This window comes from Pseudomonas sp. F8002, from assembly GCF_013385495.1.
In the GTDB taxonomy this organism is placed as follows: Bacteria; Pseudomonadota; Gammaproteobacteria; order Pseudomonadales; family Pseudomonadaceae; genus Aquipseudomonas.
Map to the genome: position 1 here is coordinate 105,632 of NZ_JACAPW010000039.1, position 22,548 is coordinate 128,179.

Annotated in this window: 22 protein-coding genes; 9 read left to right on the top strand and 13 right to left on the bottom strand. The window is 51.0% G+C overall.

Features of this window, described 5'->3' with window-relative positions; all coding sequences use genetic code 11:
- Position 1 precedes the first annotated feature (1 nt).
- A complete protein-coding gene (gene dpdK, locus HX811_RS26440) occupies positions 2-529 on the top strand; it encodes a phospholipase D-like domain-containing protein DpdK (protein WP_177048091.1) in 528 nt (175 codons plus the stop codon).
- The gene (gene dpdD / locus HX811_RS31875; RefSeq protein ID WP_218172379.1) at positions 526-2,703 is read left to right on the top strand and encodes a protein DpdD; all 2,178 of its coding nucleotides are present in this window, start codon (positions 526-528) and stop codon (positions 2,701-2,703) included. Before dpdK ends, dpdD begins: the two co-directional genes overlap by 4 nt.
- Before the next feature lie 46 nt (positions 2,704-2,749).
- On the opposite strand, the gene queE is transcribed toward dpdD, so the two are convergent.
- The gene (gene queE / locus HX811_RS26450; RefSeq protein ID WP_177048093.1) at positions 2,750-3,385 is read right to left on the bottom strand and encodes a 7-carboxy-7-deazaguanine synthase; all 636 of its coding nucleotides are present in this window, start codon (positions 3,383-3,385) and stop codon (positions 2,750-2,752) included.
- 266 nt (positions 3,386-3,651) lie between these two features.
- Here queE and HX811_RS26455 point away from each other — a divergent pair, with 266 nt between their 5' ends.
- Both HX811_RS26455 and HX811_RS26460 read left to right on the top strand, forming a co-directional pair.
- Positions 3,652-4,584: an HNH endonuclease gene (locus HX811_RS26455; RefSeq protein ID WP_177048095.1), complete on the top strand. Its 933-nt coding sequence runs from the start codon at positions 3,652-3,654 to the stop codon at positions 4,582-4,584.
- Positions 4,577-5,764, top strand: a complete 1,188-nt coding sequence (locus HX811_RS26460) for a DGQHR domain-containing protein (protein ID WP_177048097.1) — start codon at positions 4,577-4,579, stop codon at positions 5,762-5,764. The genes HX811_RS26455 and HX811_RS26460 overlap by 8 nt, the downstream gene beginning before the upstream one ends.
- A gap of 105 nt (positions 5,765-5,869) precedes the next feature.
- On the opposite strand, the gene queC is transcribed toward HX811_RS26460, so the two are convergent.
- The 5 genes from queC to HX811_RS26485 are packed head-to-tail and all read right to left on the bottom strand — an operon-like array spanning position 5,870 to position 10,997.
- On the bottom strand, positions 5,870-6,568 hold the full coding sequence (gene queC, locus HX811_RS26465) for a 7-cyano-7-deazaguanine synthase QueC (RefSeq protein WP_177048100.1): 699 nt from the start codon (positions 6,566-6,568) through the stop codon (positions 5,870-5,872).
- 28 nt (positions 6,569-6,596) lie between these two features.
- Entirely contained in the window at positions 6,597-7,652 is a 1,056-nt protein-coding gene (dbpB, locus tag HX811_RS26470; RefSeq protein WP_177048102.1) for a DGQHR domain-containing protein DpdB, read from the bottom strand.
- Complete coding sequence (gene dpdA, locus HX811_RS26475; RefSeq protein WP_177048104.1) at positions 7,649-8,947, bottom strand: tRNA-guanine transglycosylase DpdA; 1,299 nt, start codon at positions 8,945-8,947, stop codon at positions 7,649-7,651. Before dpdA ends, dbpB (HX811_RS26470) begins: the two co-directional genes overlap by 4 nt.
- Complete coding sequence (gene dbpB, locus HX811_RS26480) at positions 8,944-10,065, bottom strand: DGQHR domain-containing protein DpdB (RefSeq protein ID WP_177048106.1); 1,122 nt, start codon at positions 10,063-10,065, stop codon at positions 8,944-8,946. Before dbpB (HX811_RS26480) ends, dpdA begins: the two co-directional genes overlap by 4 nt.
- A complete protein-coding gene (locus HX811_RS26485; RefSeq protein WP_177048108.1) occupies positions 10,062-10,997 on the bottom strand; it encodes a hypothetical protein in 936 nt (311 codons plus the stop codon). The genes dbpB (HX811_RS26480) and HX811_RS26485 overlap by 4 nt, the downstream gene beginning before the upstream one ends.
- Positions 10,998-11,176: 179 nt before the next feature.
- Between HX811_RS26485 and dbpB (HX811_RS26490) the strand changes: the two genes are divergently transcribed.
- The 4 genes from dbpB (HX811_RS26490) (at position 11,177) to HX811_RS26505 (ending at position 13,706) form a co-directional block, all read left to right on the top strand.
- On the top strand, positions 11,177-12,232 hold the full coding sequence (dbpB, locus tag HX811_RS26490) for a DGQHR domain-containing protein DpdB (RefSeq protein WP_218172380.1): 1,056 nt from the start codon (positions 11,177-11,179) through the stop codon (positions 12,230-12,232).
- A 32-nt stretch (positions 12,233-12,264) separates the two neighbouring features.
- Positions 12,265-12,702, top strand: a complete 438-nt coding sequence (locus HX811_RS26495; protein ID WP_102623980.1) for a hypothetical protein — start codon at positions 12,265-12,267, stop codon at positions 12,700-12,702.
- A gap of 44 nt (positions 12,703-12,746) precedes the next feature.
- Positions 12,747-13,109, top strand: coding sequence for a 6-carboxytetrahydropterin synthase QueD (gene queD, locus HX811_RS26500; RefSeq protein WP_169900424.1), 363 nt, complete (start codon positions 12,747-12,749; stop codon positions 13,107-13,109).
- Positions 13,110-13,358: 249 nt separating this feature from the next.
- A complete protein-coding gene (locus tag HX811_RS26505) occupies positions 13,359-13,706 on the top strand; it encodes a hypothetical protein (RefSeq protein WP_177048110.1) in 348 nt (115 codons plus the stop codon).
- A gap of 109 nt (positions 13,707-13,815) precedes the next feature.
- Here HX811_RS26505 and HX811_RS26510 read toward each other — a convergent pair whose 3' ends face one another.
- Positions 13,816-14,010, bottom strand: a complete 195-nt coding sequence (locus HX811_RS26510) for a hypothetical protein (protein ID WP_177048112.1) — start codon at positions 14,008-14,010, stop codon at positions 13,816-13,818.
- An 894-nt stretch (positions 14,011-14,904) separates the two neighbouring features.
- Here HX811_RS26510 and HX811_RS26515 point away from each other — a divergent pair.
- Positions 14,905-16,053, top strand: a complete 1,149-nt coding sequence (locus HX811_RS26515; RefSeq protein WP_177048114.1) for a hypothetical protein — start codon at positions 14,905-14,907, stop codon at positions 16,051-16,053.
- A gap of 25 nt (positions 16,054-16,078) precedes the next feature.
- On the opposite strand, the gene HX811_RS26520 is transcribed toward HX811_RS26515, so the two are convergent.
- From HX811_RS26520 to HX811_RS26545, 6 genes are all read right to left on the bottom strand, one after another.
- A complete protein-coding gene (locus tag HX811_RS26520) occupies positions 16,079-17,218 on the bottom strand; it encodes a hypothetical protein (RefSeq protein WP_177048116.1) in 1,140 nt (379 codons plus the stop codon).
- A 40-nt stretch (positions 17,219-17,258) separates the two neighbouring features.
- Positions 17,259-19,145 (bottom strand): dynamin family protein, encoded by a 1,887-nt coding sequence (locus HX811_RS26525; protein ID WP_177048118.1) that lies wholly within the window; start codon positions 19,143-19,145, stop codon positions 17,259-17,261.
- 28 nt (positions 19,146-19,173) lie between these two features.
- Positions 19,174-21,282 (bottom strand): hypothetical protein, encoded by a 2,109-nt coding sequence (locus tag HX811_RS26530; RefSeq protein WP_177048120.1) that lies wholly within the window; start codon positions 21,280-21,282, stop codon positions 19,174-19,176.
- A gap of 123 nt (positions 21,283-21,405) precedes the next feature.
- Entirely contained in the window at positions 21,406-21,618 is a 213-nt protein-coding gene (locus HX811_RS26535; RefSeq protein WP_177048122.1) for a hypothetical protein, read from the bottom strand.
- 6 nt (positions 21,619-21,624) lie between these two features.
- A complete protein-coding gene (locus HX811_RS26540; RefSeq protein WP_177048124.1) occupies positions 21,625-21,834 on the bottom strand; it encodes a hypothetical protein in 210 nt (69 codons plus the stop codon).
- Positions 21,835-22,000: 166 nt separating this feature from the next.
- Positions 22,001-22,540 carry a hypothetical protein gene (locus HX811_RS26545; protein ID WP_177048125.1) on the bottom strand — a complete coding sequence of 180 codons (540 nt, stop codon included), beginning with the start codon at positions 22,538-22,540 and terminating at the stop codon, positions 22,001-22,003.
- Positions 22,541-22,548 lie beyond the last annotated feature (8 nt).

Here is a 22,548-nt window from a genome sequence, read left to right on the forward strand (position 1 = left end):
TATGAATGAACAGCGGCAAATTTTTCTACACGGCCCCCTAGGTCGTCGACAATTTCGCGAAGTACTGGGTGGACTGATGTCCGGCTTGTTGCTTAACCCTGAGCCTATCTGGTTGGTATCGCCCTGGCTGAGCGACTTTCCCCTATTGGACAACTGTTCAGGGCAGTGGGACACATTAGAACCAGGTTGGGGCAGTAGAGAGGTTAGTTTTAATGAAGTGCTAGCGAAGGCAGTTAATTGCGGGTGCCGTTTACGGGTAGTGACCCGTGACGATACGTACAGTCGTCGGTTTGTTCAGCAATTGAGCGGTCGCCTAATTTCCGGTCATGATTTTTCTTGCCAGTTCAGTGAACAAGTTCATACCAAAGGCCTACTTACTAACAGTTGTTTTTTGAAGGGCTCAATGAATTACACCTGGAGTGGAACAAACCGTAATGACGAACATGTCATGCTGACCAGTAATTCTCAGATAATTTCTGAAGCATTACTAGAGTTTGAAGAGCATTACCGCTTCGAGGCACATTCATGAACACTATACCGACATGGTTGCATCCTTTTTTTGCGGTCGATAACCAGATCGATCCGGGCAAAGTGCTTGCTGGGAAATACCCGCAGCCGTATCAGAATTTGTTGGAGCCTTTGGTGCAAAGTGCCTGTGCGGGGCGGTGGCCTTTACTGTTGCCATACAGTCGCCCGCCGGAATTATGGTTCTACGCAGCTGCGGAGGATGGCCGCGCTCTGGAGGAGTTACGCCAGGTGTTAGCGGCGTTTTTGGGGACAGCGGATACTTGTTTTGATTATGGGTTGATCATCAATCCAAGTACTGAGGGGCAGAGAGCATTGCTAGCGCATGCCCCAGCAGGATTATTGCGTATTGATTTACTTGGCGAGGTGAATGAGCAGCAAAAAAATCGGGTTTTTACAGTACTAGCTAACGTGCTGAAGCTGTATCAACAACGTCCTGCGCTTACCTCGTTAGCCAAACGACCCATAGGTCGAGTGCTGCGTGATTTTATGCTGGCCTACCGATTACATGATGGTGAGGATGCTTGGCGTTTTTACGGAGAGCTTAAGAACTCGGGAGGTTTCACTCCACCTAATTTGCTGTCATTGGAGTTGCAGGCCTTAGCTTCAGCGGATCGTTGGCAGGACATCGTTAATCATCCGCGGTTGCCCAGTCTGCTCGGTGGCCGTATTCCTTTACGATTAGTTCGCGTATTGCTTCGAGCACTTGGTCAGTTGGGACTTAATCGACTACTAATTAATGAGGCCATCGGTGAGGAGTCGAGGGACGAATTGGCCGATTTGTGCCGCCCATTAAGCCCACTTTTTATGACTGTTCCGTTGTTTGAATGTCACGAAAGCTTTAAACAAGATTGGCAGTTGTGGGTTGCCGGCGCTGTTACTTTAAGGTGTGCACAGATTCAGCAGCAGTTACCTGACTTTATCGACTCGGATTGGTTTCGAAAATTGCTACATTGGGCGGATTTGGTTGCGGTAAATCAATCTGAGGCTGAAGTAGAATCGGTTGTTTGTGAGTCAAAAGATCAGAAGGAAGGGCCAGGGGCGGTGCAAGCGTTACTGCAACGCTCGTTGGGCGCGTCATTAGTTGAGTTGCAGCAATTGTGGCAGCAATTACAGGCTATGCCTGCGTCGTGGTTTGAGCCGTTGAAATCATTGCCTATGATGACTGCGATTTTGCAAGATTTGCAAAAACGCTATTCTAAAGAACAGTTGGGTGGTTGGGATAGTTGGTTTCAGCGCTTGTTTGATACCGATCTACCTACTGGTGTACTGGAGAGAGATGCACAAGAGTATTGCGAAAATTGGACAGTTGAGTCATTTCATTCAGACAGATTGCTTAAGTGCATTAAGTCTGGGTCTCCTGTGGGGCAGACGATTCTTCGTAACACGCTACCGTTGTTGCTAGATTGGTTGGATGAGCGCGATGTGGTTTGCCAAGGGGTTGTTTGGTTAGAATTATTGGAATTACTTGCTCTTGATTCTATAGTCAATCCAGCACTGCTGTCGCTGGCTGCACAATTGACGCAGTTGATGTTGGAGCAACCGTTCGCAGTCGATGAGTATACGCGGTTGGTCGACTCTATATTGATGCTCTGGGAGGTCAATAAAGGGCCTGAAGCGTATACCGGCATGCTTGAGTTGATGGATGTGCTGCTGGACGCACCTTGCCCGGCAGAGCCATTGCGTCGTCAAGTTTGGCAATCACTACAGGATTTCGCGACAAAGCACTGGAGACAAATTAAAGATCCAGCGATACGCGAACTGACCTTTGTATTAATGCAGGAAATTCTTGAGGTTGGTGAACCACTCCCAGATTTTAGCAATAACAAGGATTCTGAATCAGATAGCGATTCAGTGATAGAATTAACCCCTAATTTACAAGGAAAATTGTTGGGTATTTATACTCTCACAGAAGGTGCCGCTCGCCGCGCACGGGACGTACTAGAAGTAATTTTCACTGGACTCACGGTCGAGATCAACAGTGATCATACCGCTACTCCAGCCTTGTGCCATCTGGCCAAAACGGCCGATTATTTTGTGTTCTCCTCTAGAAGTTCAAAACATCAAGCGTTTTATCCAGTGACGGCGATAAGAAGTGATATTATTTTTCCGTTAGGAAAAGGTGCTTCAAGTATCATTCGTGAGTTTGTGAGTCGATTGAGAATTAGTCAATTTTAGTGTTTATGCATTCTATCGACATACTGAAATTTAAACTCAGGAAAGGTTATGGGATCATCAATACTTTGTGCTGCTGTAAGCCTAATCTCCACTTTGGATGAGCTTTGCAATAGTTAATGGTCGCTATGGTGTTTTGGCGGGCTTGTGGACCATCCATCGGTTGGAGGTAAAAGTGTTTAAAGTCTAGATGCTCATATTGGCCGGGCATTGAATCATGTTGAGGGAATACGAGTTTTAATTCGTCGCCTTTAGTTATTTTTAATTGAGTGGTCGACTTCGGACTTACACAAGTCCAATCTATGCCGGTAGGAGGTTTAATTGTTCCATTGGTTTCAACGGCGATAGTGAATCCACATGCGTGTAGAGCATTAATTAGCGATTCATCAACTTGAAGCAATGGTTCGCCGCCAGTAAGAACGACATATTTATACTCGGCATCGACATTTGGCCATTTCTCATTGATTGATTGCGAAAGCTGTTCCGAACTTGTGAATCTCCCTCCACCGTTGCCATCGGTTCCTAAAAAATCGGTATCACAGAATCGACAAATTGATTTCAATCTATCCTGTTCCCGCCCCGTCCAGAGATTGCAACCGGTGAAACGGCAGAACACGGCAGGGCGTCCAGCTTGGTGGCCTTCTCCCTGCAAGGTATAAAAAATCTCTTTGACGGTGTAATTCATAATGATCGCAGGGTCGGAACGGGAATGTGATGGAACCCACAGAGGTGGTGCCCTGGTGCGGGACTGGCCGGTCGCCGTCGCCGCAGCATGTGCTGTTGCTCTGGGAGGTCCCAATGATACCGGAATTACTATGAATCGTCGCCGGGGGAGGGTATTTTAAGCCGCTCTTCTGCAAAAAAAATGGAGAAGGATTCGGATTTAACGGAGTTTTACTGAGTGTCAGATTAGATATAATATTTAACAGTGTTAAATACGGAAGACTTAACATGCAGATCTCGGAAGATACACTTTACTCCAATCGCGTGCAGCTAGAAAAAACATACGCTATAAAGGAAGCACACGAGTCTCGTGCCGAAGACTGGGGGCCGCAACTTTGGGCTTTTGTTAAGGCGCAGGTCCCCTTCTCAGTCTCTTTTGAATCACTACGTGAGCCTGGCTTTCAAGAGGTTCTGCATGATCGATTCGTAAACTATGTCTTTTCTCGTCTAATTCTTGGTGCTGTTCATGCAGCCAATTTAATAGATACGGCCGAGCTAGATGAGGAAGAATCATATGAAAGTCTTTCGGCTTCGGTGGAAACTATTTTAGATGTGGAACCTGATATTAGGGATCGAATAGTTTGGTATCTTGATCGCATCGCATGGCGTATAAAGAAAAAGGAGGCCGATCCCACACGAGGACAAAAAAATAGTATAAAAAAATTGGCCATAGAGAACAGGCATCGATGCTATCTGTGTGGTAAGGCTTTGCATTATAATGATAGTCCCTTTGGCTCTGATGATGATGCGTTTATAAAAGAAAAACGCCAAAAACGGGCATTTGAAATTGAACATATATGGAGTCAGGCTAGAGGGGGTGGTCGAGGACGTGATAATTTGGCAGCGAGTTGCAGTGTTTGCAATAAGCTAAAAAAACATTTAGTTAATTTTACTGATATTGCTGTGGAACAAATAATGACCACTGCAGTTGAACCTGAAAGTGTACGGTATTCAATGAGTGCTGAGTTTCGTTTTGCGCTCATCTGGCGACAGCAAGGCAAATGCTTCTTTTGTTCAAGAAAATTTCATGATGTCGATACGGAAGATTTGCTCCTGGTAAAGCGAGAGCGTACGCAACCATATCATTTTTTTAATATGATGTTAGTATGTCTAGATTGTAATAAAAATCATTTTCGGGATGGAGTAAATCTAAGTGCATAGCTATCGTGGCTTTTTGGTTCGCCAGCGTGATACAACTGAGATTGAATTTGTTCTTTTTGTTGCGAACGCTATTGATGTAGTTCAGTGGACTCAGGCAGATGATATCCGTTTGGATAGAGGGAATGTTCAGCGCGAGTTGGTTGAATCAAGGTGGAGGCAAGTTAGAAAGTTTTTTAACGCTTCTTCTCGAAATGTCATACCCACAAGTGTTACGATTGCTTTCGATGAAAATCTAACTAGAGTGAACTCAAAAGAAGAGCTTTCAGAAACGATACCGTCTTATTTTTTGGGGCAGCCCGAAAGTGATATGGTAGAGCTTACCTTTACAAATGCGGTTAAGAGTTTTTCTTTTATTATTGATGGTCAGCATCGTCTCAAGGGTATGGCCGAAGTTGGGCAAGATATCTGGGTTCCTATTTGCTTGTTTCCTTCCCTATCACAGTTAGAGAGGGCATTTCAATTTATAACAATCAATAACAAATCGCACAAAGTCCCTACCAACAATTTAAAGGCGCTTATTACTAATTTCGATGAGATCGAGGATGGGCTTCGTTCGCGACTCACTCAGGCTTCCATCACTGCGCCAAAATTTGCAACACATGTTGACGTAATGAATGAGAACTCAGACAGTCCATTTCACAAAATGGTTGCTTGGGTTAATAATCGATATGATGATCGTAAAGAAATTATTTCGCCAAGTGCTATAGAAAATGGACTTAAGTCTATTAATAGCGGATTTCCAGAGACTAAATCTGATCCTGCTGATGCTATAACTGTTATGTCGGCTATCTGGATGCGGATATTTAATCAGTATGGAATAAGTCTCGCGAATATCGAGCAGTTTCCAAATTTGACAAAAAAAGCAGTAGTACAACGGGTCACAGAGATGGTTGTAGATTTTCTCGTGCAGGAATTGGATCCAGCGTTTTCAACCGGTAGTATTATGTCGGGCGATGCTCGGAGAGCTGGCGATGCCGCAGACAAATTGATTGCTATGATTCCGGTTGAATTCTGGCAGGATGATTGGGCACTCAAGAGTTTGGATACTTCTGCCGGTCGCGATATCATCAGTGTGAGCATTCGAGAGTTGAAAAAACAAATAGCGAAAAACCAAGGCGATGATTTCGATTGGCGAAAAGACAATCCGCTCTATCAAACAGGAAATCAGGAAGAGGTTTGATTTAATATCGTGGCTTATTTGATTTAGGCGAATCTCGCGATTCGCCTAAATGGTATTACATGCATTTAGATATAATCAGTTTGAATTTTGGTGTGGCGATTAATTTTATATTTTTTTAGCATATTGCTCGTATCCAGACTTGCGCAACTCGCAAGCCGGGCACGTTCCGCACCCGTAGCCCCACTCATGTTTCTGCTGTCGAGTCCCGAGGTAGCAGGTGTGGGACTCTTCTTGAATCAGGCTGACAAGATCTCGATTACCTAGGTCTTCAGCCAAGCGCCAGGTCTGAGCTTTGTTGAGCCACATCAAGGGCGTTTCAATTATCACTGGAACGTCCATCCCGAGGCTCAAGGCCACCTGGGTGGCTTTGAGGGTGTTGTCCCGGCAGTCTGGGTAGCCTGAGTAGTCGGTTTCGCACATTCCCCCGACCAGCACTGTGAGGTCCCGTCGGTAGGCAATCGTGGCTGCGAACGTCAAGAACAGCAGATTTCTCCCGGGAACAAACGTATTGGGAAGTCCATTCTTTTCAAACTCTATGGTTTTCTCAGCGGTCATCGCCGTATCGCTGATCTGGCCGAGTAATTTGAGATCGAGTACGTGGTCCTCACCGAGTCGCTTGGCCCAGTTCGGAAATCTGTTACGTATCTCCTGCAGGATATTCAGCCGACATTCGAGTTCGATTCGATGTCTTTGACCATAGTCGAAGCCAATGGTCTCGACGTGGTCGTAACGTTCCAGCGCCCAGGCAAGGCAAGTGGTTGAGTCTTGTCCGCCTGAGAATAAAACTAAGGCTTTGGTGTGCATGCTGCTCTCCTCGGAACTGGGTTTGCATTTAGCGCCGTTTCAGTTCTTGCTTGAGTTTTTCGGTCAGATACTTGGTGAGCAATCCGATATCAGTGGGCGTGTTTTGGATACCGTTCCAGGGGCGGCGGTCGGTTTCAGAAATGTGCCAATCGCCACTTGTCCACGCTGTATGAGGTTTCAAAAGTTTTAGACCTTTGATAAAACCTTCCTTGCAGGTTGTGCCTTGATCGGAGTAAAGCAACTCCATAACGAAACTCAAAGAAACCAGGCCCGCCCCGTGCTTCAAACGTGAATTCCTAGGCGCTAGTCCTTCCCATTCTGATTTGAAAACTACACGCACTGCATGGAAGAAGTTGTTGATGAGTTCGATGCTGCGCCCCTCAAAGTCATCAAACTTCATGAAACTACGAATCGCGCCATCATTCGCAGAGTTCATCACGAACTTCTGCATCGCCATGTCGCTTAGTACTCCTTTGGGATTCGTATGTTGCTTGATCTCGCCAAATAGAGAGGAGTTAGGCAGAAAATTCAACAAATCAATAATGCGAGCAGCAAATTTACGACTGGTGAACCGTTCTGGCAGGCCGTCAACAGTCGGTAAAAGCTCATAGATCAGCGATTTTGGCAGCGGTCGCGTATTGTTGACGAGCACAAATTGTTGCCGCAACTCGTTGTAATCTTTACAAATTAATGCCGATACGAATACCTGGAATCCAGGTTTCTCCATCGTGGCAAGGGCACTGAGTCGTTGTTGTCCATCGACCACGAAGCCTGGCTTGGATTCGGCAGTATCAATAACGATTTCTACAATACCCTCGCCGAGGTCTTTAACCGTTACCCCATCCAGAAAGGCCAAGATAATTGCGTTAGGAAGCAATGCATCGTCGCGCTGAAGATAGTCACGAATATCTCTGATGTGCGACGCGACTTGATGGCGCTGAAAGCCTTTGAGGTGACCTTCTTCATCGCGGCCGACTCTCTCAATTTCAGAGAACTCTAAAATTTCATTTGGAGTGGCCGCAAACGAAAATACATCATGCCCGGAGGCCTGTTGGGCGCGCACACCCTTAAATCGATAGATCATTGTTTCGAAAGTTCCAGAGTTTTCTGAAGGTGGCGGTGGTACACGCCTAAGTTATGAAATCCACGTCTTTTGTTTCGATTGCTGGCTCGAAAGATAATAGTTTCGATACCCGCTGACTGACAAATCGAACATTGGCATTTTTTCCACGGTTTATCTCTCAGCGTGGGTGAGATTAGTCGGACATGCTTGGCGATTTCTTTTTCCATTTCTATTGATGATGATATCGATCCGGAAAGAGTCAGTCGGAGATAGTCTACTAGTACGGCTAAAGTTGAATCAAAGTCGAGCAGATTTTTGTCGTAGTCGCGGATCGCTAGCAACGCTGCTTTTTCTTTGATTTGTAACTCTTCTGCGCTCAGAGTGCCTTTTTTTATTCCTTGCATCAGGCGTGGATTTTCAATCGCCTGAGGAATGCGGATAGCAGTGTAGTAATCCAGTTTGCTTGTATTGTTGCCCATGTAGTAATTACACTTCGCATCTTTAAATGCGCGTATAAGGGGGGAGGTTGAGTCAAAACTGGTAATGCCATATCCGGTGAATTCATGGATGTTCTCAGCTTTAGCAAAACCCAGCAGATGAATATTTGTCTCGGGCTTAAGGACCGCTCGAAGCTCTTTCAGAACCTCATGGATTTGATCGACTTTCAAAGGTACTAGACCTCCGATCGCCAAGTAGCGATAACCCATGTCTTCGAGTTGTTTTGCCGCGTTCGCCATGCTTTGAGGAGACCAACCCTGTACCGCTCCAAGAGGTTCGAAAGGCCATTCCGCCTCCTTCACTAAACGCAGAAACTCTTGCGCATTTTTGAGCGTAATTTCGTACCGAAACAGCACATCTTCCGACTGGCTCAGCGCTGGCGGATTGCTGGAGTCGCAGTTGAATATGATGTGGTCCGGCGAGCAACCGTGGGTGAATCCCGCATCTGAGTAGAATTCTACTACTTCGCTTGGGCTATACGCAGGGGTAGGGTGCTCTACATAGGCGAAAGCCCCGCAGTCACCTAGGACCATCGTATCTTTGAACTGAATGCCATCGAGTCGTAGAAATTTGCGCGCGCCTTCTCTGAGGAAGCGCTGCTGCTCGGAAGTCGAGTACCGAACCTTTGAATTAGCGACGCCATTTGCAGGTCGCACTGCGCTCATCGAGACCAAGAGCCCATCATAAGGGACGGGGGTCATCATTTCGTGCGCATACTGGTCATCCCAGTATCTCTTCCGGCCTGGCGCATTTCGATCGTTGATGAAATCGTAGTCCGGGTCTACGTAGTCTTGGGTGTCGGCGTATAAAAATTTCATTGGTGAGCGCTGGTCATATAGAGGCGGATCAAGGTTTCTTGCAGCGCCTTGATATCTTGAGGGGTGCTTTGGATTTCATTCCACTGGACATTAATCATCGGCCACTGACCTGTTGTCCATGCGCAGTAAGGGGCTACTCTGGCCAACTCTTGTAGCACGGCTTCGTAGGTTTCGCGCTGACCACCGATTTTGGCGTAGATCCGATCCATAAGCACTCCCATGGCGATGATCCCCGCTGAGTGCATGAGTCGACTGCTCTTGGATTCAAGTGCCCATGCCTCTGGAAACGTATCACGCACTGCCCGCCAGAAGGTCGTCAGTAGGTTGTACATGGACTCAACGTTCGCTGCTCCGTCGATGCTGGAGGTATAGGGGGCCAACGCCCCCAACGGATTACCGATGCTGTTGCGGATCATCGTTATTACAGCGGTGTCAGTGATCACTGCTTTGCTATTTTGCTCGGACGACCGCTTTATAAGTTTGTAGAAAGGGGAGTTGGGATCTCGGCTAAGAAGCCCGCACAACTCAGCTGGTGCTTTGCGAGCACTCAGTTCGCGAGGCAAAAGGATGCTGCCTGTCTCCGGCAGTAGTTCGTTGATCAGTCGAGTGGGCAAGGGTTTGGCCTTGTTGACCAAAATGAATTGCTCGCGCTGGGTGGTCAGACTGTCGGACACAAAGCCGATCACTGGTACAGGAAGATCTGAATTAGCCGCTTTCGCCAACGCCAATGAGCGTTGTTGTCCGTCTACGATCCAGGCAGACCTCATTCCTTCCTCCCTGATTGGGATCGTCAGCGTACCCGCTTGCGAAAGCCCCGCGTCGCCTGTCGGCTTGCTTCCGCGTGCTGCAACAAAACGCAGGTCAGGAGACAGCGCCAAGATAATTGCATTGGGAAAAAGTACATTTCCCTGATTGAGGTACTCAGTGATCCCTTTGACATGACTCTTAATCTCGGGGCGCTGAAAACCCTTGAGGGGACTGCTGTCTTCCCGCGACAGGCGGCTGATGTCGGCAATTCGGACCAGGTCAGATCCCCTGATGAATAATGCATACACATCAAGGTTGTCGCCTTGCGTGGTGCGTAGTGCACGCACCACAATCGCATCTTCGCTCGTCATGCTTTGCTCTCTATGCTGTCTTGACCTTTGATGTCCTGCCAGATCCTCCGAAAGCGCGATTGCTCGCACGACACCAGGGCGTCGTCCCTTAAGTAGCGTAACAATCGGGTGGAACTGCCTTGGTAGTCAGCCCACACACACTCAAGCATGTAAGCAATTTCACTGTCCGATGCGCGCCGCCGGATGGTCGTTTTTGCTAGGGATAAAAGGTCCATCGCCGCGCTGACGCTCTTTCGAGCGATCTCAGCAGGAGCACTCGACAGTTCAAGAATCTCAATGAAATGACGCAGGGCTCTCTGAGGGAAATCGTTGCGAGTGCCTGGTAGTGTTGAGGTTTCAAGGCGTTCGTCATAGGGCATCGCGATGCGTCGTAAATGGCTGGGAAGCATCTCGATGCCTGGGCGCGAAGTGAATATTCTGAGCTTGTCGATCTGCGTGTCCCTGATTTTTCCAAGGTCTTCGCCTATCAACTGGACATAATTTGAAGAGAGGGCAATGAGCACCAAGTCGATGTCGGGTTGGCTGACGAGTTCCGCTAGGGCGCTTCCCTTTGATTGGGTGACATTCACGGCCTCCCACCAATCTGATGCGCGCAAACCCAATTTTTCGAGACGTGGGATGATAGAATTCGGATCCTGAGCCACCGTCAGGTTGTACGGTGGACATCTCTGATCGCCTTCAATCAACCCTAAGCCGGTCGACGCAAACATTAGCTTCGCGTCCAACTTCGTTGCTGCGCGCCTCGCGTCAGAAACGCTTCTGCCCACGTAAAGTGAAGATGCCATCAGAGTGGTGGGACGTTCGTCTATTTGCCCCTTCCACGCCTTTGCCATGGCTGCAATCGATGAATAACACTCGTCGTGCAGCACCACCGGCGGCAGGCCGTCGAGACGTTTTCGATTGGTGCAGTTGGTGATGATGACGGTTCTCATGGGAAAACTGTAGGCCTGTTTTTACGAGTGTTGCATTTATCTGAGGCTGACAATTTACCATTTAATAACTGTGTGGGCCAATGCGCTTAGGCTAGTTTTTATGCGGAAGGGTTGGTATAAGAGCCTCAATACTGCTGCTACCCCTCTCTGGGGGGCCGTTCGATGAAGGAAGAGATTCATTGCTTAAGTTCAGCGCAATCAAGGCGTTACAGAGCCCAACCCACCAAGTGGTATCGTTTGCGGCTACCGTTGAGCAGATTTTGGCGATCGCTAGCATCGACCGAGTCAAGCGTGATGATCGTGGCGCCCTTCATGGCTTTCAGCGGCCACAGGTGTCCAAGCATATACGAGAGATCCGCGACTACCTCTCCCGTCCCGATGCGGTAATGCCCAATGCTGTGGTATTAGCGTTTACCAGTGGAGTACAGGTGGTGGATGGAAATGGAGCATATGCAGAAATTGAGGTGGATATTTCATCCGGCCCTCCTGGGTTCGTTGTGGACGGTCAGCAGCGCCTATCTGCGTTAGCTGGGCTCGAAGGGAGTTCGTTCCAGTTACTGGTGTCTGCCCTTGTGTGTGAAAATCAGGAAGAGCTTCGCCGGCAATTTATTCTCGTCAACAACACCAGTCCATTACCGAAGTCGCTGGTATATGAACTGCTCCCGTCTGTCAGCGGCCTTCCATTCAGAATGACTTCTCGTGCCCGCGCAGCCCGCATCGTGGAAATGCTGAATTATGACGATCGATCTTCTTTGCAAGGACAGATTAAGCAGCATACCAACCCCTCAGGGGTCATCGGCGATACGTCGCTCCAGAAACTGGTAATGAATTCCCTTTCCGACGGTTACTGTCGGGAGGTGATTGAGTTGTCGGGAGGTGAGGATCGGTGTTTCTTGGCCATCAGTGAGTTTTTCCAGGCTGTCCAGGAGGTGTTTGGAAATGCTTGGCATGGTCATACACCTAAAAGCTCTCGTCTCGTCCATAGCGCGGGGATTATTTCCATGGGGTTCGTCATGGAGCAGTTGTGTGCTACCGGAGCGCCACTGGCCCCAGTATTCAAGTTAGGCCTTAGAAAGCTACAAGGATATACAGCTTGGACGCTCGGTTCGGGGGAGTGGTCCTTTAAAACAGGCAACCGGCCATGGAATGGCGTTCAGAATTTACATGGTGATATTCATCTTTTGACTGATCATTTGACCAGGGTGGTTCGAAGTTCGGAACTCGTACCTAGCTAACTGGTGCTCATGACTAATATTTAGGAGGCATTATGACTACTTTGGTTTCCTCGGATCTGTCTCCAGCTCTGGCCAGTGACGCCAGTGTAAAAGAGTTCTCTGAAGTCATTCTTCATTTATCCATGGCTTTTCAGGAGGCATTGAGGAGACTCGCAGGGCAGGACGAAGCTTTCCCTTCGGAAGGGTATGGCATGCTGACTGAAGCCTACGGTTTGCGGACGCGTGCGAATATTCTCTACCTGACGCCATCTACCCATGTGGTGCAGGCATTAAATTTTTCCCAAACTGCTATGTTGGGGAAATTCGAAGAAATATTGAATTGTTTGAGTGATGTAACCGATTTGCACACTGTTAACTCCATTTTGGTATCCGTGATCACCATTGCATCAGCGCTTGGTGAGGGGCGAGCCAAAGTTGTAGAGTTTTTGTTTGAAACGTTATGCGTCGATCTTGAGTCTTGGAAGGTTTAGTCTAGCTGTTTGGTTTTTTGTCGCTTGAGATACGGGAGGAATCAGTGGAGATTTTTAAAGAGTTCGTTTTTGAGGCCGCTCATCGACTGCCCAATGTTCCAGAAGGGCACAAATGTGGGCGTCTGCATGGTCATTCATTTCGTATTGCAATTTATATTGATGGCCCTGTTGATAGAACGTCGGGTTGGGTCAGGGATTTTTCCGAGATAAAGGAGATATTCGCGCCTTTGTATGAACGCTTGGATCACAATTATCTTAATGAAATTCCCGGACTGGAAAATCCGACGAGCGAGGTTTTAGCCGTTTGGGTTTGGCAGGAGCTAAAGCCATTGCTTCCAGAGCTATCCGCAATACGTATTCACGAGACATGTACAAGTGGCTGTATTTATAGAGGGCCGGAGGTGTAACCACTCTCGTGTAAAGAAAGTAGAACTATGCGTAGTGTGTAGTTTACTGGGTAGGTCTAGGCTTTTATTGTCGAGTTTAGTGATAGTTTTCTTGTCTGGCTCGACACTCGGCCCTGTAGGGAGGTGGATATGGTAAAGCCTAACAACGGTCGAGGTAAAAGTGCTAGGCGTGCTCAGACTCTTTCACCATATACTCTTAAATGGTACCAGGCGAAGATTACTTCTTGGGACTTTTCGTGGTCATTTCGAATGGCTACCCGACGCGAAGTATCGTCTGGGGAGGACGCTATCCAAGAATTCGCTGTCCTCACTTTCAAAGGTGCTGTGGTTTATCCAGAGGAATTTAAGTATCCGGAGATAGAGATTCAATTGGTGGAAGGGTTTGCCTTCATCGCCAAAGAGTCTGTTACTCCAAGTATTGGCTCGATGAGCGCAAATGGTCGATTGCTCTCGGTTTACGTCTCAGTTCCTGTGGAACGGATAAAGACATTGGTGTCCGTTGCACCTCACGTGCGGGTCGTTGATTTTCATGCATCGCCTTTACATTATCGTCGAGCGTTAGTCGTGTCGATACAATTAGATACTGAAGTGGAGTAATGTTTTGGCGCTGATCAAGGCGTATGTATCGAATGAGCAAGGCAGGTCATGGTGTCAGGCGATCCCGTACCAAAGGTGCTAATCCGGCAACGTTGCATTGCACCGAAACTCAGTTCTCCCCATCCAACAACTTAGCCGCCCTGAACCTCTCTTCGAGCACCAGCACCACACCGGGGTAATACCTGGGACCGGAAATGAAGCCTTCATGACCGAGGTGTGGAAAGGTGTAGGCATAACTGGTTTCTTTGCCTCCGGGGCGTACAAATCCCCGCTGCCCCTCTAGCCAGGTATTTAGCAGCGCCATGACTTGTTCCGGGTCCACATTCCCTAATTCGTCGGTGACGGCGTTTAGTGGCAGCGAAGGCACGATGAAGGTGACGGCGAAACGTTGGTCTGTATCGTTAGCCAGATGTCCGCTGTCCTCTCAGGCAGCCTGCAAGCCCTTGTGCACATTGCGTGTCGGGTTGGAGCGTGGCCCAACCCGTTGCCAAGCTTGCTTGGCCTCGAAACCGAAGCAAACCTTGCGATTGGTGACATAGAGATCACATCGTCCCGGGCGCAGGTCGCCCGATTCCACGCCATCTGCTTTAACTTTGTGGCGCTTGTCCGTGGAGAACTCGGCCATGGCAGATATGGGCTGAGGACTAGGTCTTGCTGCAGGCATCTGAGCAACTGTTCAGCGTGGTGAAATGGTTGGGTGCGCTCTATCTGGCCTGGGTGCTCTGGCGTGCGCCGACCCGCATGCTTCCGAAGCGGCATTCAAAAAGCTAGCCGTTGGTCGAAAAGCAATACTTCATCCAGGGTGTGGGCTGAAGTGTGGGCTGGTAAGTTTTTTCAAAAACCAGAAACGACAAAGCCCTGAATAATCAGGGCTTTGTCGTATATAGATGGCGGAGGCGATGGCGTCGATGGGCGCGTATGACCTGTCAGCCGTCTCTGGATATGTGCCTGCAGAAAAAACCCACGATTTGCTTATCTCAAGAACAAGACTTCGCCAGTTGTTTTCAGAACAAGGGCGGAAAAAGGAATGTCGACGAAAATCCTGAGATCGTGCACCCGCCCAACTCAGCAGTGACTCACGTGTGGGCCTGGCTTTCGTTGCTCGATTCCGACTCACGCGATGCTGGCAGTTTGCCTAGTCCGCTGGCATGCTCTCGACGATTCGTCAGCAGACATTGTTGAGCCAGGGAGAGCAGGTGTGGGTTTAGCGAACAAGGCCAAGGCAGTTCAACTGAGTGTTCTGAGAAAATATGGTGTCCTGGCGGATTTTTCCGGCCTGGATGAGGGGGGGCTTGACCGTGCCCTGAAGGGGCGTTTGTCTGCAAGCGCGTCGATGGATCTGACCTTTGCTAACTGGTGTGATCAGTTGCTGGGGCTGGGACGGCGAGTGCCGGTTGCGCGTTTTGACCATCAGGTCGCGGGGCAAATCCGGCTGGACAAGCTCGCGGTGGGGCAGGACCTCGCCGCAAGCCTCAAGGTGCACGACAGGCAGCTTCAAGCCAGGCTCAAGGCGTCCGAGCAAGAAGTCATGCGGTTGCAAGACCAGTTGCAAGCACTTCGGCAAACCAGGGATCATGCGGCATTGATGGAACCGGAATCCGTAGCCGCGCAGAGGTTGAAGTCCTGGTATCACGATACAACCGATCCTCTGCATAACATCCTGTGGGAGATCAAGGAAATTGACGGTCGCATCTTCGACCATCAAGGCCACATTAACCGGGATTACCGTCAGCAACTGGTCGAGATCATTCTGCGGGCACTGAACGGTTTGGCCCGTTTCGGTTTATATGTTGAGGCCGAGTTGCGTGACGCTTCACCCAAAGAGCCTGTTTTGCCATCGGTGATGTTGCATCACAACCCACCAGATCAGGGTGAAGAGCATCTACTTGAACACTTCGACTTTGTCGTCAAGGGTGTGCAACCGGATGTGCTGAGGGCGGCTAGCGAATTCCTTTTTCTTGGCCAGGCTCTACCTGAAATGGACAAACAGCACCGCTTCGATTGTCACGTCAAGGTCTCCTATCGCGACGGGCTCGAATTGGACAGGGACGAACTGTTCCATCTGTCTTGCTTCCTGCAAAAGTTGTTTGAGGCCCTGGCAAGGTCAAATGATGGTCGGCCGAGGGGAGCATTGCGAGAAACGGTGATTCTCTGCCTGCTGCTTTCCTGGACCGCGCCCTGCATGCCCATGCGGATACAACGAGCGCAAGTGCTGAGCCTGCAAGACACGTTCTACAGAGGGCACAAGCCGTTCACGACCGACACCTCGAATCCCGACAGGGACGTATCCGCTGGAAAAATTATCGAGCACCTGTTCCATACATTGCATGCACTTGTTATGCGGTGAAAAGGACAGTGAGCCTGAAGGGCAGCTAGCCGATATGCAGGATCAGGTAGGCCAGCGCTCCGAGGCTCAACAGGCCTACTGGGACTACGGTGTAGAGCAAGGCCTTGGTATGTCCTGCGGTTCGCTGCAGATTGACTTGCAGGTCGTCGACCCGGGCATCCTGCGTCAGTAAATGCTGGTGAATGGCTGCAAGCGTTTGCAAAGTGGAGTCATGCTGCAAGCCGACCTGGGTGTCTTGTGCCAGCAGACGCTGCTGAAGGACCGCAAGCGTTTGCAAAGTGGATTCGTGCTGCGTACTGGCCTGTACTGCTTGCGTGCAGAGAGTGACTTGCACGCGCTGGTCCTGCTGGGCAATGGCCTGCTCCACAGAGGTGCGGCCCTTGCTGGCCAACACGGCGATCAGTGCTTCCAGGCGCTTCGTATGCTCCTTGCCGAGTTGTTGCAGTTGCTCGAGCAACTGATCGTTGCCCTCGCGATGGACTGACTGGTTTGCTTCGCTCAGTGCCTTCAGTTGTGTTTGCGTGACGAGCTGAAACGCCTGGTGATGATCGTTCAGTTGCCCTTCGAGCGTTTGGCTGTGCGTGTTAAGAGCTTGCAGGGTCTGTTGGCCGAGCGTTTCGGCTTGAGTGCTCAACGTCTCGAGCAGATGCTCCGCCCGGGTGGCTGCCAGCGCCTCGGTGCTTTGCTGGGCATCGGCCAGTCCCGACATCTGCTCGAATAGCCGCTCATTGCTTTCGTGATGGGCTAGCCGGTTGGCGTCGTTCAGGGCGTGCAGTTGCGCTTGGGTATGGGCCTGGAAGGCCTGCTGGTGTTCACTTAAAAGGCCATCGAGCGCTTCGGTTTGGCTCGATAGCGCTTGCAGGGTTTGCTGACTGAACGCTTCCGTTTGGGCGCTCAGTGTCGTTGCCAGGTCTTTAGTTCGGGTGTGTGCCTGATGTTCGGCATCGTGTTGGCCGTCCAGCAATGCTTGAAATTGTTCGTCGAGGGCAAGGCTGTTAGCGGGGTAGTGGCGATCGAGCGTTCGCTTGATCTTGCTTATCTGCGCCATCAGGCCGTCATGGCGGTCCTTGTTCTCTTTGTCGAGCGGATACAGCGCACCGTCCAGCAGTGCAGTGAGTTCGTCTTTCAGTGGCGCGATCACGATATCGTTGAGCAGTTGTGCCATGTCTTGCCTGGCGGCTCGCATTTCGTCTTGAACTATGTTGTCAGTCACGTCGAGGGTTTCCGGCGTAGAGTTTTTCCGCTTCGTTGATCAGCAAATGGGTATTCAACACGGCCAGGAATTTGTCCATGGCGGTGGGTTCCTTGGTGATACCTGTCTTGACGTTTTGGAGGGTTTTAACAAAGGCTTCATTGACCCGCCGTTCAAAGTGTTCGGCTATTTTCAGCGAACTGGTCATTCTGGCCAGATTTGCATCCAGTTCTGACTGTAGCGTCGAAAGGGCGTCGTGGTGGTCTTGAAGGTGTTGCAGCTTTTCTTTCACGCTGCGCCGTTGCGCTTTGAGAGCGCTGACGGTCTTCTTGATTCGCGCGGCCTGCGCGCGGAAGCCGTCAATGAAGTTTTGATGGGCAAGTGATGCATGGCGTCGCTGACTTTTACGAAAAGCCATGTCCAGCACAATCCTGTCGTTTTTGAATTTCGACGACCAGAAGTAGCTGTCAGTGCTGTAGTCATCCAGAACATAGGCGATGGCATGGAAGTCTCTGTCATCGAAGGTGATGGGGGGCAACCGGTCAACACACTCGCTTAAAGGATCCTTCAGATTATCCATAGCCACGCGCTCAAATAATTCATTGAGGATTTCTGTCCAACCCTGGCACAGTTCTTTCAGGCGGTCTTTTTCCTCTTCAAGCGCCTCTTGCAGCGCTGAAACGGTTTCAGCGTCCACCTTGATCGACGAGCCTTCGAATAATGATTCAAACAGCGTCCTGCACTCGGTGTGCACTAACTTGGACAGAACGGCGCCCAGCTGCTTTTGAGTCGTGTACTGCTCGTCGAGACTGGTTTGGTGATCCTCAAGCTTCTCTAACCAGGGACCATCGGACAAGGTCGGGTAGTGTTTGCCCAGTTGTTTTTCAAAAACCTGCAGATCTTTATCCAACTCTGCCTTGCGCTCGTCGTAGCGCGCTCGGAACACCGAGATTTGACCCTGTACGACGCCATCCAGTTGAAAGGCCGCGAACAGCCGCGAGAACGGTCCGGACGCATCTTTGATGTCGGCAATCAGTTGCTGCCTAAATTCACTGATCACCGGTGCAATCTGCGCGTAGTACTCAAGGTCGGTGTTGGCCAGATCACGAGCGGAATCGCCCAGTTCAAGCACATACAGATTGTCGGCAAAACGTGGGGGAATTTTTAGTTCGAGGGTTTCGATCTCGCTGATCATTGTTTGACGTAATTGCTGTACGCCGAACGAAGTATTGAGGAAGTGTTTGCGCACGCTGCTGAGGGAGAAACAAGAGGTCACCACCACGCGAAAACGCACTGGCTGGCTTGCCCAGTGGGCCAGTTCCTCGATCTGCAGGTTTTCCGGTCGCAGAAAGCCCAGGCTGCTAGCCTGGGTGACCAGCAGCACCAGGTCCGCCACGGTGACATAACGACGGGCGAGCTGTTCAACCAGTTGCTGTTCGTTACGGTTGCGTGCGTCCAACCCGGGCAAGTCGATCAGCTTGACGTCCACGTCCAGAGCAGTGCCAGACTCAGTCGGAAACAGCCGGCCGGGAATCAGGATATCAGTCAGGTCCGTATTCTGCCGGCCGCCTTGCTCGACTTTGCGGCGAATATTGGCCAGTGCTTGGGTAGCCTGGGCCTCATCCAGTGGGCGGTCATCCCCGATGTACCAGTTGTCATCGGGCGCACGACCGTAGCGCAGCGGCATGGCCGTGGCTGACTTGCCCACGGCTTGGCCGCCACGTAGTACGCGAGCCACTTCATCGCGGGTGCTCGACGCTAGCCCCAGCAGGTCGAGAATGAGGGTGGTTTTGCCGACTTGCGTCGCGCCGTAGACCACCACCGTCACTTGGTCGGAGCGCTTGACCTGATCGCTAATCTCCGGCGCCAGTTCGTGGACAAAACGGTCGAAGGCTTGCAATGCCCAATCGTGACGCTGTCGATGTCGCTCAAGCCAGGTAGCGGGAATGGGCACGGTCGATCTCGGTTTCCAGATTGCGCCGCGACACGTCCAGTGCCCGCAGTGACCGGGCCAGTGCATCGCGTTCGGCGAACTGGTCAATGTCAACGCCGTAGGCCAGGCTCAGATTGCGCTGGATACGTGCCTCTATCGTCTCCATCAGTTCGTCATAGTGCTCAAGACTGGTTTCGATCAAGTGATCCTTGAAGCGCTCGATGCTGGCGCCGATGAAGTTCCGTTTGCCCACGTCGTAGTGATGCACGGAACTGGCAGCTTTGTAGCCAATGAACCCAAGCCCCAACAGGCCAGTAGCGGCCACCGATAAGGTGGCGCCAAGGCCAGTGGCTGCGCCCCCGACAAGTGCGGGAATCACATCGAAGCTTCCGTCGATGGCCAGATCCACGGCAGTGATTGCAAGAAGGGCACGAATGGCTTGCTGGGCACCTTGGGTAAACTTGGGCAGCGTTTCGCCGATATCTTTGGCGAGCTGCACGGGGTCGTAGTTCACCAACTGTGAAGTGTCTATGACGTTGCGCCGGCAGAGCGCGATGCCCTGGCTCATACGCAGGTATTCCATCGTCAGCGCTGGCAGGTGTTGCAGGGCAGTATTGAACTGCTGGGTTCGAGTCGTGCTGGTATCGAGGTGATTTTCGCTGGAGGTCTCGTTGAGCAGCAGGCAAACGTGCTTCTGAAGTAACTGCGGGTCGACCCTATTGCTCAAAGGGGAGATGGCTCCACCATCAGCTTTTTCGTAACCGAGGTACTGCCCGGGCTGATCTTCATTACGCAGGCTTAACACGGCCTGGGCGTCGAGATGCTCTTTGGGGGCATGGCCAAGGGCGAGTAGGTCGTTGGCAACGTGGGTCAATGCAAGGTAGGTGGCATCAACGGGGGTCTGGCCGGCCTGGTTTTCCCAGTGCAGATTGATGCGATCGATGAAGCGTTGCTCGGTTTCGCTGGCATTGAGCAGGAAGAAGTCTTTGGCGGTCCGTAGTTTGTTGCCCCAGCCTTCTTCCTCGTCGCCGTAGGCTTTTTTGGCGCTAGCCGTGGCTTGGCGTGCGTATTGGTCAACGTAATGGTGCAAGGACTTCTGATATTTTTTGCGGTAGCTGATGACTGACTGGCGGAACTTGTTAAGGATGGAGTCAATCAGTGCGTCCTGGGCGCTGGCGCGTGCACCGGCGTCTTCGACCAAAGATTCGAGCAAGGTCACAGCGGCTTCCAACTCCAACTCCACGATGGAGCGTAGATCCGTCAGGCGCTGGTGGTGAACGCTTTCCGGCACCTGGGCGTATTTGGCCAGCGCTTCGATCAGTTGTGGAACCCAGCGCGCGCGGTACTCTTCGCCACGCCCGACGCACAGGATACGATCCAGTTCCTCGGCAGGTACGTCGCAGGCTTCCGCGGCCGAAAGGCGCAGCGTGTCACGCTCATCGTCGCTTTTGCCCTCGGTACGGCCGATGGTAATAATCGGTTGGCGGCCCTGAAGGGCGTTTTCCAACATGTCGACCAGTACTTCGTTCGTTGCGTTAGTCGCCAGGGCATTGGCGTTGGTGACCATGATGCTGCCCATGGCATGCTTGAGCGTGTCGCGCATCTCCTCCTGCCACAGGCTGTTGGTACGGCTCAGCCGTTCGTATCCAGGCAGCAGCAAAAAGCCGAAGCCATCACTGAAGTGACGGCGGGGCACATATAAACGAAGCAGCAGGAAACGTTCACCGGTAGAGAAACTGCGCAGTTCCTTGGCCAGGGTCTCCTGGTTGATTTCGTGTTCCTCGCCGTATTCATCCACGCCACGGGCGTAGGATGCTTCACAGTCTCGCTCGAGGATAAACAGTGGGCGACATTCGCCACGGCCCGGGTTGTCCTGCAGCCAATCATCCAGACCGTAGAGTTCACGTAGCAAGTGGGTTTTGCCGGCGCCTTGGGTGCCGCCTACGCAAATGAAATAAGTCGCGTGCATTTCGCGAATGACTAGCAACTTGCGTAACACCGCGCGAATTTTTTCGCGCTCGGCGTTGGTGCGCTCGAATTGCACGGCGATGTTGAGGATTTGCCGCAGTGCTTCGTTGACCGGGTCGATAAGGGTGGCGTACATGCCGGAACTCCTTGTTAAACGGTACTTGGCGAGTGTGGCCAAGCCCTGGCGAAGCCTTGAGGTGAAACTGGCTACGCCGCAGAAAAATGGTTCGCCAGCATATCGACCGCCCAACGGAAATGTTTAGCGGTCGTTTTCACGACAACGATTGCGTACTGGTTGGCGGTTCGCCAAAACAAACGCGCTACCGCTCAAAAAAGTGCTTTCCGAATCAATCCATTCACCGCCTTCATCACGCTTCATGACTTTTTCGTTTGTGGGCAAACCCTGGGCGTTGTATTGGTAGCTGTCGGTCATGTCGTACATTTTCTTGCCGTTTTTCGTGCGTTTGAGCATGACTTTTTACTGATCGGGCGCGTCTTGCAGTACGGTGTAGCTTTCCATCTCGCCCTGGCGATCAATTAATGAAGTGACCTTGGTTGTCTTGGGGTCGTAGAAAATCGTGATTCGACTGCCGTCCGGCCTGGCGGCGCCGGTTAGGCTGTCGGCAGCGTTGTAGTTGAAGCGGTAGGTGTAGGTTTCTACCAGTTGGCCCCACTCTGTGTTGAACATCACCCATTCCTGCCAATAGGTCAGGCGTTCCAAGTCAACGAGGCGAAGGCGCTGTTGGCAAGGCATGCGAGCGCGCCGACCAAGATACAGTGTGTGCGGTTCATGGTTGCGACCCTTCCAGTATGTTGATGGTGTTGTTGTCGGCGCGGGCCGTGCGCCATTGTTTTTAACCTTTCTTGCGCACTTCGCACTTGCCCGTCGGCGACCACACGTTCAGATTGCCTTTCCAATCGTAGTCCGGCGTTTTCAGCAGGTCAGGGCCGTCGATGTTGAGTTCCATCTCCTGGACCCTGCCGTGGGCTTTTACCCAGGCGCCGCGACCTTCGTCGGTTTCCAGCAAGATGTAACGCTCAACTCTGCCGGAGTGCAGCATGGCAATACGCGATTTGCGAGTGGGTTCGTCGTAGCTGGCTTCGTTGACGACGTTGGTTTTGTTGATGCGGCGAAGGACTTCGCAATGCTGTTTTTTAGCAAAGTCGCCGTAGAACGTTCGATACAGAGCATCTGTTGGCATGTTGTGAAAGTGCGGCAACGTCATCGCTGCGAAAAATGAGATACCGTCCTCAGGCATCAGCACTGGCGCGAGCTTCTCGAACAGCGTTTTGGCGGAAAGGACTTTGATTTCGCTGGCGGAATAGCTGGGCAACAAGGTGCCCGCTACTTTCAAAAATTGCCCGTCGAGTTGCGGGGTGAATGGAAAGCCCAAAGGGATTT

Coding starts and splice junctions, on each gene's coding strand:
- queC (WP_177048100.1), bottom strand. CDS start 6,568: ATGCACACCAAAGCCTTAGTTTTATTCTCAGGCGGACAAGACTCAACC.
- dpdD (WP_218172379.1), top strand. CDS start 526: ATGAACACTATACCGACATGGTTGCATCCTTTTTTTGCGGTCGATAAC.
- dbpB (WP_177048106.1), bottom strand. CDS start 10,065: ATGACGAGCGAAGATGCGATTGTGGTGCGTGCACTACGCACCACGCAA.
- HX811_RS26485 (WP_177048108.1), bottom strand. CDS start 10,997: ATGAGAACCGTCATCATCACCAACTGCACCAATCGAAAACGTCTCGAC.
- queE (WP_177048093.1), bottom strand. CDS start 3,385: ATGAATTACACCGTCAAAGAGATTTTTTATACCTTGCAGGGAGAAGGC.
- HX811_RS26535 (WP_177048122.1), bottom strand. CDS start 21,618: ATGCTCAAACGCACGAAAAACGGCAAGAAAATGTACGACATGACCGAC.
- HX811_RS26505 (WP_177048110.1), top strand. CDS start 13,359: ATGGCTACCCGACGCGAAGTATCGTCTGGGGAGGACGCTATCCAAGAA.
- HX811_RS26510 (WP_177048112.1), bottom strand. CDS start 14,010: ATGGCGCTGCTAAATACCTGGCTAGAGGGGCAGCGGGGATTTGTACGC.
- HX811_RS26520 (WP_177048116.1), bottom strand. CDS start 17,218: ATGGCACAACTGCTCAACGATATCGTGATCGCGCCACTGAAAGACGAA.
- dpdA (WP_177048104.1), bottom strand. CDS start 8,947: ATGAAATTTTTATACGCCGACACCCAAGACTACGTAGACCCGGACTAC.
- HX811_RS26455 (WP_177048095.1), top strand. CDS start 3,652: ATGCAGATCTCGGAAGATACACTTTACTCCAATCGCGTGCAGCTAGAA.
- dpdK (WP_177048091.1), top strand. CDS start 2: ATGAATGAACAGCGGCAAATTTTTCTACACGGCCCCCTAGGTCGTCGA.
- HX811_RS26530 (WP_177048120.1), bottom strand. CDS start 21,282: ATGTACGCCACCCTTATCGACCCGGTCAACGAAGCACTGCGGCAAATC.
- HX811_RS26540 (WP_177048124.1), bottom strand. CDS start 21,834: ATGTTCAACACAGAGTGGGGCCAACTGGTAGAAACCTACACCTACCGC.
- dbpB (WP_177048102.1), bottom strand. CDS start 7,652: ATGATCTATCGATTTAAGGGTGTGCGCGCCCAACAGGCCTCCGGGCAT.
- HX811_RS26495 (WP_102623980.1), top strand. CDS start 12,265: ATGACTACTTTGGTTTCCTCGGATCTGTCTCCAGCTCTGGCCAGTGAC.